Genomic DNA, 16,191 nt, shown 5'->3' with positions numbered 1-16,191 from the left:
GCATTATAGTTAATGAGATTCATTAAGTAAGTATCTGATAACATTCTTTTATCTTCTCTGCAAGATTAAGTCGTATATAAAATGTCATTATGATTACAACTGTAAATAGTCCTATAATTTTAGTGGATGGTTCTTGTTATATACATCGCGCGTACCATGCGTTTCCACCGTTGACCACTAGTAACGGAAAACCAGTGTGGGTAATATATGGAGTAATTAATATGATAAAAAGTCTATTAATGAGATATCAGCCTACTTATATGGTTATTGTGTTTGATACAATAGGTAAAACGTTTCGTGATGATTTGTTTGAAAAGTATAAAGCTAATCGCGCTAAAACCCCTAAAGATTTACGCATTCAAATTGATCCATTATGTGAAATGATACAAGCGATGGGGTTACCAACACTCCAGATTCCTGATGTAGAAGCAGATGATGTAATAGGCACATTGGCTATATCTTGCGCACAATCAGGCAATCCTGTATTGATTAGTACAGGAGATAAAGATATGACTCAGATAGTGTCATCTCAAATAACTCTTATTAATACTATGTATAATATTATTTTTACACCTGAAGAAATAGAAAAAAAGTTCGGAGTGCCACCAACTCTAATGGCTGATTATTTAGCATTAGTTGGGGATCGTTCTGATAATATTCCTGGAGTTCCTGGGGTAGGTAAAAAAATCGCTCGGTTATTATTAAATAAAATAGGTAATTTAAAAACATTATATGACCATTTAGATAAAATTGATGTATTGGGTTTGCGTGGAGCTAAAGCAATACAAAACACATTACAGGTTAATAAAGAAGTGGCATTTCTTTCTCATAAATTAACAACTATAAAAACAGATATATCTTTAAACCTATCCAATGATCAATTATTAATACAACAAGCAAATATTAATACCTTATCATCGTTATTTATGCAATATGAATTTAAAAACTGGTTAATAGATTTAAAATCAGGAACATGGTGCGATAAATATCGACATTCTCAGAATATATCATCAAGTCGATGGTTAAATAATACACTTTTGTCTCAAAAAAATAATTTATTATCAGATTATTCTAGAGAAGAAAAAATTATTAGGATCGTGTATAATCTTGAAGCGCTTTATCATTGGGTTGAAAAAATTAATATAGCTAAATTTTTTATATTTAGTATACGTACAGATATATTTAATGTTTTTAAGGCTAATATTATAAGTATATGTTTGTCTATAGATACTAAAGAAAGTGCGTATATTCCGATAAAAACTGATTTAATTAATAACAATCAGAATTTTTTATATCTTGAAGAGATATTATCAACTTTACAGCCAGTTTTAGAAAATTCAAAAATAAAAAAAGTTGGGCAACATCTAAAATTTAGTTATTCTATCTTTAAACGTTATAATATTAACTTAGTTGGAACGATATTTGATGTGATTGTAGAATTATATATACTGTATGGTACTTCTAATTATCAAGATATAAAAAATTTTTTAGATCAAGATACGTTTAATGCTGTTATAAATTTTAAAAAACATTATGATAATTATAATGGAAATAATATAAATCCGGACTTACAGAATGTGCAAACGCAGTCTTTATATGCTTCTAAATTTATTAAATCTTTATTTAATCTGCATCATATTTTGTGGCCACAAATAGAAGCAAATGGCAAATTAAAAAAAATATTTGAAGAAGTAGAAATGCCGTTAATGTCTATTTTGTCTCGCATAGAAAGCTATGGTGTATTAATTGATAAAAAACTACTTAATGCTCATTCGATAGAATTAGATTATCGGATTAATGTATTAGAGTTAGAAGCGTATCAATTAGTAGGTGCTCCTTTTAATCTTGCTTCGACTAAACAGTTACAAGAAATATTATACAATAAACAAAAATTGCCAATTTTAAAAAAGACACCTAGTGGCTTCCCTTCAACCAATGAAGAGGTATTGAAGAAATTAGCAAAAAAATACTCAATTCCAAAAATTATTTTGAAATATCGTGGTTTATCTAAATTAAAATCTACTTATACTAGTAAATTAATTGCTATGATTAATAAAAAATCAAATCGGGTGCATACTTCATATAATCAAACTCGGACTTCCACAGGACGTCTTTCTTCTACTAGCCCTAATTTACAAAATATTCCCAATAGAAATTATGATGGAAGAAAAATACGTCAGGCTTTTATTGCTCCAACAAATTTTTTAATTGTAGCAGCAGATTATTCACAAATAGAATTACGAATTATGGCGCACCTTTCTCAAGATTTTAAGTTAATCAATGATTTTCTTTCTGAAAAAGATATTCATACTGCAACAGCTTCTGAAATCTTTGTTACCGCGTTGCATTCAGTTACTGATGAACAAAGACAGCGAGCTAAAACTATTAATTTTGGATTAATTTATGGAATGAGCGCATTTGGGTTAGCACGTCAACTATCGGTAACATGTAAGGAGGCGCAAAATTATGTAGATCGTTATTTTCAACGTTATCCTGGTATCATGAAATATATGAAACATATTCGAGAATATGCTAATAAATACGGCTATGTATCTACATTAGACGGACGAAAGTTATATTTACCGGATATTTATTCTAGTAATCTTCTTCAAAAAAAAAGCGCTGAAAGAGCAGCGATCAATGCTCCTATGCAAGGCAGTGCCGCTGATATTATTAAGAAAGCAATGATATCTATTGATAATTGGTTACAAAAAGATGCAGTTCCAGCGCGTATAATTATGCAAGTACATGATGAATTGGTATTTGAAGTACAACAGGATATTGTGGATCTTGTTGTAAAACAAATCAAAAAATTAATGGAAGAATGTTTTGTTATAGATGTACCACTAAAAGTAGATATTGGTATTGGAAAAAATTGGGAACAAGCCCATTAATATTATTATTTAATTTATATTAGATATACTCAATATGATGATGAGTATGATGATTAATAATCAGTGATTAAATAATTTATCTGGATAAATTGTATATGTATAATATCGAGATGATGCGATAAATGTTCAAAATATATATCATTGTAATTATTTTAGCCAGTTGTTAAGGGTTCTTTCTAATGGTTTTATTCCATGTTTTTTAATAGCAGAAAAGGGTTTAATCTGTATATGGGTTGTATACATAATATGTATATCTTGTGTTATTTTTTGAGATGTAATTTGTAAAGAGTTTTTAGAAATTTTATCTGATTTACTTAATAGAGTAAAAATTGGGATATTTACAGAAAGTGCGCTTTCAATTGTTTTTTGATCTAAATTTTTTATCGGATACCTGATATCCATCATTAATATTAATCCTTTTAAATTTTTTCTTGTTTTTAAGTATTCACATATAGCATCGTTCCAGTAATTTTTTCTTTTTTTCAGTCCTTTAGAGTAACCATAACCAGGAAAATCAATTAAACGAATACCTGGTATTACTTCAAATAAATTGATAAGCCGAGTACATCCTGGTGTTTTGCTTACTTTAGTTAATTTTTTATGGCAGGTTAAAGCATTAATGGCGCTAGATTTCCCGCTATTTGAATAACCAACAAAGGCTACTTCCATACCTACTTTTTCATCAGGTAAACAGTAAACAGTGGGAATACTCATTAAGAAATAAGTCGTATGATAATTATACATTATAGTATGTATATATAATATATCTATAGTAATATAAAAATGAATTATTTAAATTTATATAATTTTTGGAATTATCATAATTCAAATTAACGCTGTATTTGTGCATATTTTATATATTAAAAAGTTATCAAACGCTATAATATAGATCAAATTCTACAGGATGCGGGGTAGAATATACTAGTTTACTTTCTTCTTGACGTAATAAAATATATGCATTGATATAGTCTTGAGTAAAAACATTGCCTCGCGTTAAAAATTTGTGATCCTCATATAAGGATTGTAATGCTTCATCGAGAGATCTAGCCATGTGTGGTATAGATAATGATTCTTTTTCAGAAATAGTGTATAAGTTTTTATCTACAGGTTCTCCAGGAGAGATTTTGTTGATAATACCATCTAATCCAGCCATAAGTAATGCGGAAAAAGCTAGATAGGGATTAGCAGATGGATCAGGAAAACGAACTTCAATGCGACATGATGATGCATCATTATCATATGATTTTCCTATGCTTGACGGAATACGAATTGCGCTAGAACGATTACAAGCAGAGTAAGTCAACATAATTGGAGCCTCGTAATTTGGAACTAAACGTTTATATGAGTTAGTGGTTGGATTAGTGAAGGCGTTCAATGCTTTAGCGTGACGTAACACACCTCCAATATAAAATAGGGCGATATCAGAAAGATTACCATATTGGACGCCTGCGAATAAATTGGTGTCTTTTTTATGTAAAGATATATGACAATGCATACCTGATCCATTATCGTTTATAATGGGTTTTGGCATAAAAGTTGCGGTTTTTCCAGAATTATGAGCAACATTATGTACTACGTATTTGTATATTTGTATTTCATCAGCTTTTTTAGTAAGAGTACTGAATCGAGTTGCTATTTCATTTTGGCCAGATGTTGCAACTTCATGATGATGAGCTTCTACAATTAAGCCCATTTTTTCCATTGTTAAAGACATAGCAGCGCGTAAGTTTTGAGCAGAATCTATTGGAGGTACCGGAGCATATCCGCTTTTTATTTTAGGACGGTGACCTTTATTCCCATTTTTATAAATTTTTCCACTGTTCCATGATGATTCTTGATCATCAATAATTACGTAAGATCCTGATATTGTTGTTTCAAAACGAATGTTATCAAATAAAAAAAATTCAGGTTCGGGTCCAAACATTACAACATCGGCAATACCAGAATTATATAAAAACATTTCTGCTCGCTTAGCTATAGATCGTGGGTCTCTATCATAATTTTCCATAGTACTGGGATCAAATACATCACAACGAATAATTATCGTAGCATCTTCATAAAATGGATCTATCACAAAGTTAGAGAGATCAGGCATTAATATCATATCTGATTCATTGATATCTTTCCATCCTTTAATAGAAGATCCATCAAAAATTTTACCATGATTAAATAAATGGTCATTAACTTGGGTTTTAGGGATAGTAATGTGTTGTTCTTTTCCTTTGGTATCAGTAAAACGTAAATCTACAAATTTTATTTGATTTTTATTAATAATAGAAAAAAATTGTTTAATAGCTGTCATATTTATTCTCTTAATCATTATAGATCTCATATTAGTAAAACCATAAATAATACGTTAAAAATTATATTATTTGTAAGGTTGATCGTGATTAATATTTTTTAAAAATTATTTAATTAATATATATATATATATATATCGATATTACTATTAATCATATTAGTATTTAATGTATTTACTAGATTTATTGATTTGTTTAGTGAAATTTAAAATTTATTAATCTAATACTATAGTTAATTATTTTTTTGGTTGCTTATAACTCAATGTGGAAAATATATTAAAATATTAATTAATACTATAATACTTTGATGATGTTTATCAATAAAGATCTTTTGTATGAAATATAATGATGTATTATACTCTTTTATATAAATTAAAGAAATTAATAATTTTCTGATAAGTTTATTATTTTTTGATGTGTATCATATAAAAATGATAACGATAGCATAAATATAACAGTAATATATGAAATATTTTATAAGCGCTGATAATATCAGCGCTAAGTTATTGCTTGATAAAAATGTTATATGTGAAATATTGATATTAAAAATTTACACGGAAATAACAAAATCTTCAATTTTTAATGGTTTTTGATGTTGATTACATTGACAGATGTAATCTTATAAATTTAATTTTCATAATTCAATGGTGTCAATTTTTATTGCATATAAATGTTTAAAATTTATTTAATAATTAAATCTTCTTCTATTTCCCTAAGGGCAAGTACGGTATGTTTATCGTTATTATTTTTTTTAACCAATGTTTCTTTTCCTCCGATTTGAAGTTGTCGCGCACGTCGCGCAGCGACTAATATTAAATCAAATCTGTTGCCAATTTTTTCTACAGCATTTTGTACAGTTATACGCGCCACTTTAGTCACCATATTATATACATTTATTTATTAATTTAAATTAATCTCAGATTGAGTACTATCTCCAGGTGTGTTTTATATTACTTGTTACTTATATATCTGGCAACAACAAATTGTTTATTAATGTTGCATAGCGTATTTTTTGATGTGTTATGCGTAATTGTTCAGATAATATAATTGATTGTAAATGTGTTAAAGCGATATCAAAATTATCATTTATAATAATATAATCATATTCTTTAAAATGACTAATTTCATTCATTGCTTTTTTCATACGTGTGGTGATAACTTTTTTTGCATCTTGTCCTCTAAGATACAGTCGGCGTTCTAATTCTGTTTTTGATGGAGGTAAAATAAAAATAGTATAGATGTTATTTGATATTTTATTTTTAATTTGTTGCGCTCCTTTCCAATCAATGTTTAGCACAACATGTATACCATTATTTAACATAGTCTTAATATTATTTTTTGTAGTACCATAATAATGATTAAAAATTTTAGCATATTCAAAAAACATATTTTTATTGATCATATGTTTAAATTTTTTTTCTGAAATGAAATAGTAGTCTTTTCCGTGTATTTCTCCAGGTCTTTTAACACGTGTGGTATAAGAAATAGATAGTGTGGTTTGATAAATAAAATGATCATATTGCATTAAAGTTTGAATTAACGTAGATTTTCCTGTACCACTTGGAGCAGATATAATACACAATGTTCCTGAATTTTTCATTATAAAATGATATACATATTTAATAGCATAAATAGTTAGTTTATGAACGTATTATATACTTGGATGTGATTATATGTATTGATTAATTATATAATTAGATCTAATTTATAATATAGATTATTTTCACATGAAAGTCTTCATATAATTGATAATTTTTTTTGAGAGAAGATCCTCGGTAAAAATAAATTTTGTACTTAATTATATTACAGTACAACACTTTTATTACTGTATTACTAAAATTTCCTTAAGTTTCACCGAAGATCTTCTTTGCACTAACAAGAATTTATGATGTAACATACAATATGCATATTATATGTTATCGTGCTATATTATTTTTTTGTTGTATTTCAAGTAAATTGCATACTTCTCTAAAACTTTTAAGTTGTACGTCAGACAAAAGGGAAAACATACGATCTAAAATAATATTGTGTGTGTCTTCAGCAATACGTAATTTATTCCGTCCTTTTTCTGTAATATAAACATATTTAACCCTACGGTCTGTAAGACTCTGTTGCCGACGTAACATTTCGTCTTTTTCTAATGCGTCAAGAACTGTTACAACAGTTCTTGACGAAAAACCCATATAATTTTTAATATCCGTTGCGCTGGTTTTGCCGGTAGTAATGAGATGTAAGATCTTCATTTTTGACATTGAAAGGCCTTCATTAATTAATTGGCCATTTATTTCTTTGCGTAAACGATGATAGATACGGGATAAGGATTCCACCATGTTTGAAATATCTGTTAATTTGTTCATAATTATATATCTCAATATTAAATTAATAACAATAATGGGACTGCATTTGACTGGTATTAGTTAAAAACAGTCTAAGATGGAAATTATTATTTATAGGATTGTTCATAAAAATAGTGACTTTCAGATAACTGCTTATACTTGTAGTCAATTTATGTTTTTAATTAATTTTTGAAGTTTGTACCTCCTAATTTGATGTTATTTAACTAAATTAATATTTTGGTTTTATTAAAAATGGTAGACATTATTAATTTAGAACATATATATTTTGGAATTTAATTTATATTATTTACTTCTTTTATTTTATCGGAGTTTTTTTGAATTTGAAATATTACTATTGGAAAAAGAAAACTTTGATAGATTTTAAAAAAAATCATTTTTTTATTTTTTGTGATTTATTTTTTATCTTAAAGTTTTATATATCTGTAATTAAATAGACTAAATCGTAATTTTAAATAATATTTATAATAAAATAAAAAATAATTTTTATTTTTTTTATACAAATAAAAATAAAAATTATTTTTTATTTTAAATATTATTTTTATATATATCGCGTATATTTTCATTTAGTTCTGTATTAATTCATAAAAAATGATTAATATATATTGATATATATCAGTTAATTTATTGTAAAATATTAACTATTTAAATTTATGAGGTATTCTAATAAATCAGATATGGTACAAAAGTTATATAACTGAATTTGTAAAAATCTAATTTTTTAAAAATGAATCTACTTCATATATATCCCATGTATGATAATAGTTATTATCTAAATAAAATATATCTATGTTGAAACATAGATATATTTTATTTAGCATTTGATACTATTTTAATAAAAAATTTACTAAACTAAGTGTATAATTGAATTACTATAATATGATTAAGAATCATAATAATAGTAGTTATATAATAAATACATAATTTTTGGATTACTGATAAAATGTAATATTGAATTTATTTTGAGTATGTCAATCAATTACAGATAATTAATAAAAACTAAATAATGCAATTTATTTAAAAGAATATTTATCAAACTAAAAACAAAATTTAACAATTAAAAACATAAAAATTTGATATATAATTTTTTATTTTTATGGGCATCTATTATATTATTCAATGTTTTGAGTTTGTTCTCGTACCTGTTCAATAAATGTCTTTAAGGAAATGGCTAATTGAGAAATATGTGAATTGATGGACTTGGAAGTTAACGTATTGGCTTCTCTATGTAGTTCTTGTATTACAAAATCTAATCGTCTACCAATAGGTCCATGTTGGTCAAGGATGCGGTGCATCTCTTTGATATGAAACGTGAGGCGATCTACTTCTTCTGAAACATCGATTTTTTGAGCTATTATTAATAACTCTTGCTCTAATCGTATTGGGTCAGAATAAATGCAGACGTCTTTCATTTGTTCTAAGAGTTTTTTTCGTTTCCATTCTAATACATTAGGAATATATTGTCGGATTTTATTAACTTCAGTATACATTAGATGTAATTTTTCTATAATTTTATTTTTTAAAAAAATACCTTCTCTTTCTCTATCTTGCATTAAACTACGTAATGTTTCTTTAAAACATATTAATAATTCTGAATGAGCATTATTTATATGGTTTATGTTATTTTTTTCATATGTTATCACTCCTGGACAAAATAAAATATCTAATGGATTAATTTCACCTTCATTAATTAATGTTTTTATCCATTTTGCGTGTGAAATAATATGACAAACTAATTGTTTGTTCACAGTAAATGTATTCTCATTATTGGCATGATTATTATTTATTTTAATACGTAAAGTGCATTCTATTTTTCCTCTAATAAGAGAATCTTTAATATTTTTACGAACGATCCATGATAATCCATCAAGATATTTAGGTAGATCAATATGAATATCCAGATAACGTTGATTTAAAGAACAAATTTCCCAAATAACATTGCCCCATGTATATTTTACTTCATGACGTGAAAAAGCAGTCATACTATGCACCATGACATCACCTAAATTTTATTAATGCGTAATAAAAATAAATTAAAAATATAACAGTTTTTTCTTATTGTTTACGTTTAAAATTAGCATTTTTATTCATATGTTGAATAGTTAATATGATTTTTTAAACAATTTTTTATGATTTATTTAATGCTCTTAAAATTTTTATTATTAATTAAATAATATTAGCATATCGATACTATAATTTATTATTTTTTGAATAAAGTTTTTGTTCATATCAAATAAAATAAAAAAATAATTACAATAAAACCTACAATTTTTTATGAAAAATTATCTTTTATAATTTAGTTAAATAATAAAAGATATCACATCATCCCTGATGTGGCTTATGTAAGCTATCTATTAATTGTTAAATACAATAAAAGTAATTGATAAATTATTTTTTTATAAATAATCATTAAAATTTATGTTGATAAGAAGTTATTTTTTATTAAAAAATTTAAAAATATTTCTTAAGTGATTAAATAGTATTAATTAATTCTATATATAGGATAATAAATATTATTAATAATAAAAATCACTATTTTATATCTACTATAAAATTGTATAATTATTCTAATAATCATAGTAGTATTACTAATACATATACAGATGTTAATTATATATTTGAGCTTATTATTGTATTTAACAAATATATATGTATTTCCTTTTTTTTAAAAATAAAAAAAATTATGCGTTATTAACGATATTTTATGACGAATGGCCAAAGCCATTCGTCCCTCTTGCAGTGGGAATAAATGATTTAACCACTGCAAACTTGACTTGAATCACTGGTATAAAAACTAATTGGGCTATTCGTTTTCCAGGGTACACGATATATTTTTTCGATCCACGATTCCATAAAGATACTATTAATTCCCCCTGATAATCTGAATCAATAAGTCCTACCAAATTTCCTAAGACAATACCACATTTATGCCCTAAGCCTGAACGGGGCAAAATGACTCCTGCTATCTTTGTATCAGAAATATGCACCGCAATGCCAGTAGAAATTAAATAAGTTTCTCCCGGATAAACGGTCAATGGTTTATCTAAACAAGCTGGTAAATCTAATCCAGCGGATCCCAATGTAGCGTATTTTGGGAAGTAAAAATGATTATAAACACGATTATCAATAATCTTAATATTAATTGTTTTCATTATAACGATTAATAATTTCATTAATGAGTTGTTGTGCTAGTAACTTTTTTTTTCTTAAGGGTAATATAATACTCCCCGTATTCCAAAATAAATATAAAGCATTGTTGTCACTATTAAATCCTTGATTTATATGAGAAATGTTATTAGCACAAATTAAATCTAAATGTTTACTGATGCGTTTATCTTGAGCATATTTTTTTATATTGTTAGTTTCAGCAGCAAACCCAACAACATAAGGTCTTTTTTCAATTAATGATCCTACTTCTGCTACAATATCAGGGTTTTTAATCATAATTATTTTTAGAGTATTTTTATTCTTCTTAATTTTTTCAAGAGCAGCATGACAAATACGGTAATCTGATACTGCTGCGCAACCAATAAAAATTTGTTGGTTTCTAATGTCTTGCATAACTGCTTTTTTCATGTCTAATGCAGAGATAACATCAATGCGTCGTACTCGAGTAGGAGTATGTAAATTTACTGGCCCTGCAATTAATGTGACTTGCGCTCCTTTATCTGCAGCAGCTTGTGCAATGGCAAATCCCATTTTTCCTGAACTATAATTAGTAAAAAAACGAATGGGGTCTAAAGCTTCATGAGTAGGTCCTGCAGTAATCATGATATTAAGATGACTTAAAGAATAACTATCATGAAAAAAATGATGCCTTACGCATTTGACGAGTACTTTTGGATCTTTCATACGTCCATAACCCACGTCATCGCAAGCTTGATATCCATAATCTGGACCCCATATTAAAACCCCTCTTTTTCGTAGAATATCCAAATTTGTTTGAGTCGCAACAGCTTTATACATTTGTTGATTCATAGATGGAGCGACAGCAATAGGAGCTGTTGTAGCTAAACATAAACTACATAATAAATCATTAGCTAATCCCATAGCTAACCTGGCCAATAGATTGGCTGTAGCTGGAGCAAGTAAAACTAAATCGGCCCATTTAGCTAATTTTATATGAGGCATTGTAGTTTCTGTGTGGGGGGCAATAAAATTATCTAAAACTGGATGACATGATATTGTTTGCAAAGTTAAGGGAGTAACGAATTTTTTTGCAGATTTTGTCATGATTACTCTAACTTCTGAGCCTTGTTCTTTTAAACATCGTACAAGGTCTATAGTTTTATAAGCAGCGATACCACCACTTATTCCTAATATGATACGTTTATCGATCAAGCCCGCCATATTAATTTCACATAATTTTGATGATTGTTTATGTTACGTGTTATACCATAAAAATTGATAGTTTTTTCTAATATAGATAAAAAATTAATCAATTTTTATTGAACGAGTATTTTATAAGATCTATAATTACACCATATATAGTATGAGATCTATATATGACCTAAGTTTATTACGTTTAAACATATCTGATTGCATGAATTTTCTGTAACTAACATCGCTATGTTTAGCGATGGATCATAGAGATATAAATAAAAAATTATGGTATGTTTATAATTGTAAATTAGGGATTAAATAATATCAGTACTTACGAATTTAAAAATACGTAATAAATTAAATAAGTTGTTTTGATTGTTTTAATTTTTAATGAGTTGTTCATAGTAATCATGAGGAGGAAGAAAATAGTATGGCCCGAATATGTCAAATTACTGGAAAACGTCCTATGAACGGAAATAAACGTTCTCACGCAATGAATGCAACTAAACGTTGGTTTGTGCCTAATATTCATTCTCATCGTTTTTGGGTTGAAAGTAAGAAGCGTTTTGTTGCTTTACAGATATCTACCAAGGGTATACGATTAATTGATAAGTTAGGAATTGAATATTTTTTCGCTAAAATATATCCTAAAAATAAATAATGCTCATCGGGAATAATATAATGGCTAAAGAAATACGAGAAATAATTCGTTTATTTTCTTCTTGTAAAAATGGGCATTTTTATAGTACTACAAAAAATAAACGTACTCATCCTGATAAAATAATATTAAAAAAGTTTGATCCCGTTGCACGAAAACATGTAACGTATATAGAAAGCAAAAGTGGTTAAATAAATAAATCAACGGTGAGATATATAATAAAGTTATTGTTCATGGCATGTTATTGTGCAACTCTTAACGGTTAGCGCGTTAGTTTAGGTTCTATAGTACAGAGTAATATAATAATATAGTTATTAAAAAACTGAGTGGGGAAGGTTTTATTTTTTTGGGGTATTACGCAGTTTTTCTATAACTTTTTCAGCAATAAAATTAGGTATGAAATGATCTATTTTTCCTCCATATTGAGCAATTTCTTTTATTAATTTAGAGGAAAGGTATGTCCATATACCCGTCGATATCATGAATATGGTTTCTATTTCATTTTCGAAGTAATTATTAATTTTTGCGAGTTGTATTTCATACTCAAAGTCTGATTTAGTTCTTAGCCCGCGAATTAAAATATTCACTTGTTTTTTTTTCATTATGTTTATCGTTAAATCATTAAATCCAAATACTGTTACATTAGTTAATGTTTTAGTTGCTTGTTTTGCAAATATTATACGTTCCTCAAGACTAAACAAGGGTTTTTTTTGTGGATTTTCAGCGATAGCTAAAAATATTTTATCAAAAATTTTATGGGATCTAATAATGATATCTAAATGTCCATAAGTTAATGGATCAAAAGTTCCTGGATATATAGCCTGAATTGTCATAATTCACCAATAATTATTCTTATTAGTAATTAATAAGTAAGAAACCATAAAGATATACATATTTGTTTCAAATATATTAAATAAAATTCATTAATTACATGATGAAATAACCCATGGTTATAGTTAAATGCCTAACTTGAGCGATAATTATATAAAAAATAGACTATAAGCGCACAATAGACTATTCAAAATGTTTTCTTACAATTAAATTAATTATATTCATATTTATATTACTGTATTAGAGATCGTTTTATTATAATTTGCTTAATATTTATTAATATAAAAATAATGATGATTGTTCGTTTGTTATAAGATTCTGAAGTAATAAAAAATTATTATTTAACAGTTTTAATAAGAATATTATGGCAAAAATTTTAAGATATAATCACCTTTTTGTTATATATCAACAAAATATTTTTTGTAATAGTAATATACTAAATATTAAGTAATATTAATATGATTTATATGATTATAGGATGTTTAAACAAATTTATATAGATTAATACAGTACCGTTTTTGCTATATAAAAATAAATAAAATAATTGTTAATGAACATGAGATTTTCTGCATAGATATAATGATTTAAATTATATAGCAATATTTCAACCATTTTAGTATTTATTTTTTCATTTTTTTGTAGTGATGAGGTGTACATGGAAATATTTTAAATTTTAATTTTTATAATATGATTAACGATGTAGTTATCATATTACTTTATAATAATTGTTGTAATGATCTTTGATTGTGTTTGTTGGATAATTATTTGCTGATTATCAAATAATTATCCAACAAACACAATAATTGTTGTAATGCTCCTTGATTGTGTTTTAGAACTTTGGTAGCTCTATATCCATAGTTTAAACGACATTGTTGATTTGAAAGCAACATAGTAATAGCCTTTATTAAGGATTCTATATCAGTGACGGTAATTAATCCATTTGATTCGTGTAACTTGACGCAAATATCATGAAAATTAAAAGTATATGGACCCATAATTAATGGAATAGAATGTGCTGCTGGTTCTAACGGATTATGTCCTCCATGTTTTATTAAACTACCTCCAACAAACGCTATATCTGCAACACCGTATAGCAACATCAGTTCTCCTATAGTATCATTAATAATTACTTGTGTTTCCTTAGATGGTTCAATCCCATCACTTCTCATGATGTAAGAAAATCCAGCTTGTTTAGTCATTTTCTTCACATGAATAAAACGTTCCGGATGGCGGGGAGCTAAGATCATCAATAAATTAGGAAATTTTTTTAAAAGTTGTTTGTGTGCTGTTAATAATAACAGCTCTTCTCCTTCATGAGTACTACTCGCTATCCATACTAGCCGTTTTTTAATCCAATTTTTTTTTAAAAATGAAATTTTTTTTGATAAATCTTGGGTTATTTCAATATCAAATTTTAAATTGCCTGTAATAAATAATTGATTTTTTTTTAATCCTAACTTAATGAACCGGGAAGCATCTTCTTTATTTTGAGCTGCAATTAGGGTAATACGTTTCATAATTAATGCAATAAAATAACTAAATCGTTTATATTTAATAAAAGAACGAAATGATAGCCTAGCATTAGCAATGATAACTGGAATATTGCGTTGATACAATATATTAATAAGATTTGGCCACAATTCAGTTTCCATGGCAATAACTAATCGGGGCTGAACTTGATTAATAAATCGTTTCATAGCACCAGGTAAGTCGTAAGGTAAATAACTACAATGTATGTTATGTCTAAATTTAGACTGAGCTAATTCTATTCCTGTCGGAGTCATCGCGGTTAATGTAATAGTTATTTTTGGATAACGTTTTTGTAAAGCACGTATTAGTGGAATAGCCGCGAGTGTTTCACCGAGGGATACAGCATGCAGAATAATACCATTAGATTTGATAGGCTTGTTGTGATAGAAGCCATAACGTTCCGACCAACGTTGACGATACGATGGCGATCGTCTGCTACGCCATAATAATCGTATCCATATTACAGGTTGAACAACATACATCATAATACTATATATTGCAATATATAGTACAAACATACAATATCTCAAAATAATCAGTTAATATATTCATAATTACTAATTTAAGTATTTTATACGTATTTAATTATATATCAATATGTTTGTGTATTGAAAAAATATATTTTAATATCGATTTTTATATAAATTGAAATAATTTATTTGAAAAAAATTATTTGTACTTTTTCTGCTATTTTTTTTGTTTTTATTTTTTTTAAAATATTTTTTTATTTTAATAACAATAAAAATGATTAATTTTCATTAATATTTTTTGAAACTGGATATTGATATTATATAATTAAAAAAAAATTTTACGTTTATTATTACATATTTGTTTTATAATTATAATGAACTCGTAGTGAAGATTAACTATTGATTTTATATATAATGCTTATGCAATCATTTTTATAAATAGACTATATAACCTGTAAATAATTGGTTTTTTTACAAAAATGGAAACATTATATATTTTATCAATATAAATATGGTTTTACTATACAAATAGTTCTGTTATTACATTAAGAACTTATATTAAAGTCAATAAAATATTTAATTTTATTTAAAATTATAATTTTTATACCTATATTAGGTAAAAGTATTTGACAATAGTTTTATTATTATTATTTTATTTTGTTTTATATTTAAACTTAAATAAATTTATTCAAAACTTATAAGAATATAAAATATTTGTTTTTTTTATATTATTGTAATAAATTACAAATTGTACTTTATAAGATTTAATGATAAATAATAGTGTTGATATTATAATATAAATAATATTTTAAAAAAATAAAATAATACGAT

The 16,191-nt window shown here is 26.3% G+C and carries 13 protein-coding genes; 3 read left to right on the top strand and 10 right to left on the bottom strand.

The features are described from left to right. The first annotated feature begins 89 nt into the window (after positions 1-89). Positions 90-2,894 (top strand): DNA polymerase I, encoded by a 2,805-nt coding sequence (gene polA / locus Bamer462_RS03245; protein ID WP_500837663.1) that lies wholly within the window; start codon positions 90-92, stop codon positions 2,892-2,894. 147 nt (positions 2,895-3,041) lie between these two features. Here the strand turns inward: polA and yihA are convergent, their stop codons facing one another. The 8 genes from yihA to coaBC all read right to left on the bottom strand — a co-directional run bounded on the left by yihA (position 3,042) and on the right by coaBC (position 11,898). Next, positions 3,042-3,638 carry a ribosome biogenesis GTP-binding protein YihA/YsxC gene (yihA, locus tag Bamer462_RS03240; protein WP_500837662.1) on the bottom strand — a complete coding sequence of 199 codons (597 nt, stop codon included), beginning with the start codon at positions 3,636-3,638 and terminating at the stop codon, positions 3,042-3,044. Positions 3,639-3,765: 127 nt separating this feature from the next. Next, positions 3,766-5,196, bottom strand: a complete 1,431-nt coding sequence (gene glnA, locus Bamer462_RS03235; protein ID WP_500837661.1) for a type I glutamate--ammonia ligase — start codon at positions 5,194-5,196, stop codon at positions 3,766-3,768. A gap of 679 nt (positions 5,197-5,875) precedes the next feature. Then, the gene (gene rpoZ, locus Bamer462_RS03230; protein WP_500838012.1) at positions 5,876-6,064 is read right to left on the bottom strand and encodes a DNA-directed RNA polymerase subunit omega; all 189 of its coding nucleotides are present in this window, start codon (positions 6,062-6,064) and stop codon (positions 5,876-5,878) included. Between the two features lie 91 nt (positions 6,065-6,155). Then, positions 6,156-6,794: a guanylate kinase gene (gmk, locus tag Bamer462_RS03225; RefSeq protein WP_500837660.1), complete on the bottom strand. Its 639-nt coding sequence runs from the start codon at positions 6,792-6,794 to the stop codon at positions 6,156-6,158. A gap of 316 nt (positions 6,795-7,110) precedes the next feature. Next, the gene (locus Bamer462_RS03220) at positions 7,111-7,551 is read right to left on the bottom strand and encodes a MarR family winged helix-turn-helix transcriptional regulator (protein ID WP_500837659.1); all 441 of its coding nucleotides are present in this window, start codon (positions 7,549-7,551) and stop codon (positions 7,111-7,113) included. 1,109 nt (positions 7,552-8,660) lie between these two features. Continuing rightward, a complete protein-coding gene (locus Bamer462_RS03215; RefSeq protein WP_500837658.1) occupies positions 8,661-9,542 on the bottom strand; it encodes a YicC/YloC family endoribonuclease in 882 nt (293 codons plus the stop codon). A gap of 708 nt (positions 9,543-10,250) precedes the next feature. Continuing rightward, positions 10,251-10,703 carry a dUTP diphosphatase gene (gene dut, locus Bamer462_RS03210; protein WP_500838011.1) on the bottom strand — a complete coding sequence of 151 codons (453 nt, stop codon included), beginning with the start codon at positions 10,701-10,703 and terminating at the stop codon, positions 10,251-10,253. Next, on the bottom strand, positions 10,687-11,898 hold the full coding sequence (gene coaBC, locus Bamer462_RS03205; RefSeq protein WP_500837657.1) for a bifunctional phosphopantothenoylcysteine decarboxylase/phosphopantothenate--cysteine ligase CoaBC: 1,212 nt from the start codon (positions 11,896-11,898) through the stop codon (positions 10,687-10,689). Before coaBC ends, dut begins: the two co-directional genes overlap by 17 nt. Positions 11,899-12,301: 403 nt before the next feature. On the opposite strand from coaBC, the gene rpmB reads away from it, so the two are divergent. Beyond that, a complete protein-coding gene (gene rpmB, locus Bamer462_RS03200; protein ID WP_500837656.1) occupies positions 12,302-12,532 on the top strand; it encodes a 50S ribosomal protein L28 in 231 nt (76 codons plus the stop codon). 20 nt (positions 12,533-12,552) lie between these two features. Continuing rightward, positions 12,553-12,720 carry a 50S ribosomal protein L33 gene (rpmG, locus tag Bamer462_RS03195; RefSeq protein ID WP_500837655.1) on the top strand — a complete coding sequence of 56 codons (168 nt, stop codon included), beginning with the start codon at positions 12,553-12,555 and terminating at the stop codon, positions 12,718-12,720. A gap of 147 nt (positions 12,721-12,867) precedes the next feature. Here the strand turns inward: rpmG and coaD are convergent, their stop codons facing one another. Beyond that, the gene (gene coaD, locus Bamer462_RS03190; protein WP_500837654.1) at positions 12,868-13,362 is read right to left on the bottom strand and encodes a pantetheine-phosphate adenylyltransferase; all 495 of its coding nucleotides are present in this window, start codon (positions 13,360-13,362) and stop codon (positions 12,868-12,870) included. A 759-nt stretch (positions 13,363-14,121) separates the two neighbouring features. Beyond that, the gene (gene waaA / locus Bamer462_RS03185; protein ID WP_500837653.1) at positions 14,122-15,408 is read right to left on the bottom strand and encodes a lipid IV(A) 3-deoxy-D-manno-octulosonic acid transferase; all 1,287 of its coding nucleotides are present in this window, start codon (positions 15,406-15,408) and stop codon (positions 14,122-14,124) included. Between the last annotated feature and the right edge of the window lie 783 nt (positions 15,409-16,191).

Source organism: Candidatus Blochmannia americanus (nom. nud.) (genome assembly GCF_059934915.1).
Note: the sequence above shows the minus strand (reverse complement) of the source record. Positions and strands in the feature narration are given on the sequence as shown.

Excerpts from the sequence above, each read along its gene's own strand:
- glnA (WP_500837661.1), bottom strand. The coding sequence starts at position 5,196 with ATGACAGCTATTAAACAATTTTTTTCTATTATTAATAAAAATCAAATA.
- polA (WP_500837663.1), top strand. The coding sequence starts at position 90 with ATGATTACAACTGTAAATAGTCCTATAATTTTAGTGGATGGTTCTTGT.
- yihA (WP_500837662.1), bottom strand. The coding sequence starts at position 3,638 with ATGTATAATTATCATACGACTTATTTCTTAATGAGTATTCCCACTGTT.
- coaBC (WP_500837657.1), bottom strand. The coding sequence starts at position 11,898 with ATGGCGGGCTTGATCGATAAACGTATCATATTAGGAATAAGTGGTGGT.
- coaD (WP_500837654.1), bottom strand. The coding sequence starts at position 13,362 with ATGACAATTCAGGCTATATATCCAGGAACTTTTGATCCATTAACTTAT.
- waaA (WP_500837653.1), bottom strand. The coding sequence starts at position 15,408 with ATGTTTGTACTATATATTGCAATATATAGTATTATGATGTATGTTGTT.
- rpmB (WP_500837656.1), top strand. The coding sequence starts at position 12,302 with ATGGCCCGAATATGTCAAATTACTGGAAAACGTCCTATGAACGGAAAT.
- rpmG (WP_500837655.1), top strand. The coding sequence starts at position 12,553 with ATGGCTAAAGAAATACGAGAAATAATTCGTTTATTTTCTTCTTGTAAA.
- Bamer462_RS03215 (WP_500837658.1), bottom strand. The coding sequence starts at position 9,542 with ATGGTGCATAGTATGACTGCTTTTTCACGTCATGAAGTAAAATATACA.
- gmk (WP_500837660.1), bottom strand. The coding sequence starts at position 6,794 with ATGAAAAATTCAGGAACATTGTGTATTATATCTGCTCCAAGTGGTACA.
- Bamer462_RS03220 (WP_500837659.1), bottom strand. The coding sequence starts at position 7,551 with ATGAACAAATTAACAGATATTTCAAACATGGTGGAATCCTTATCCCGT.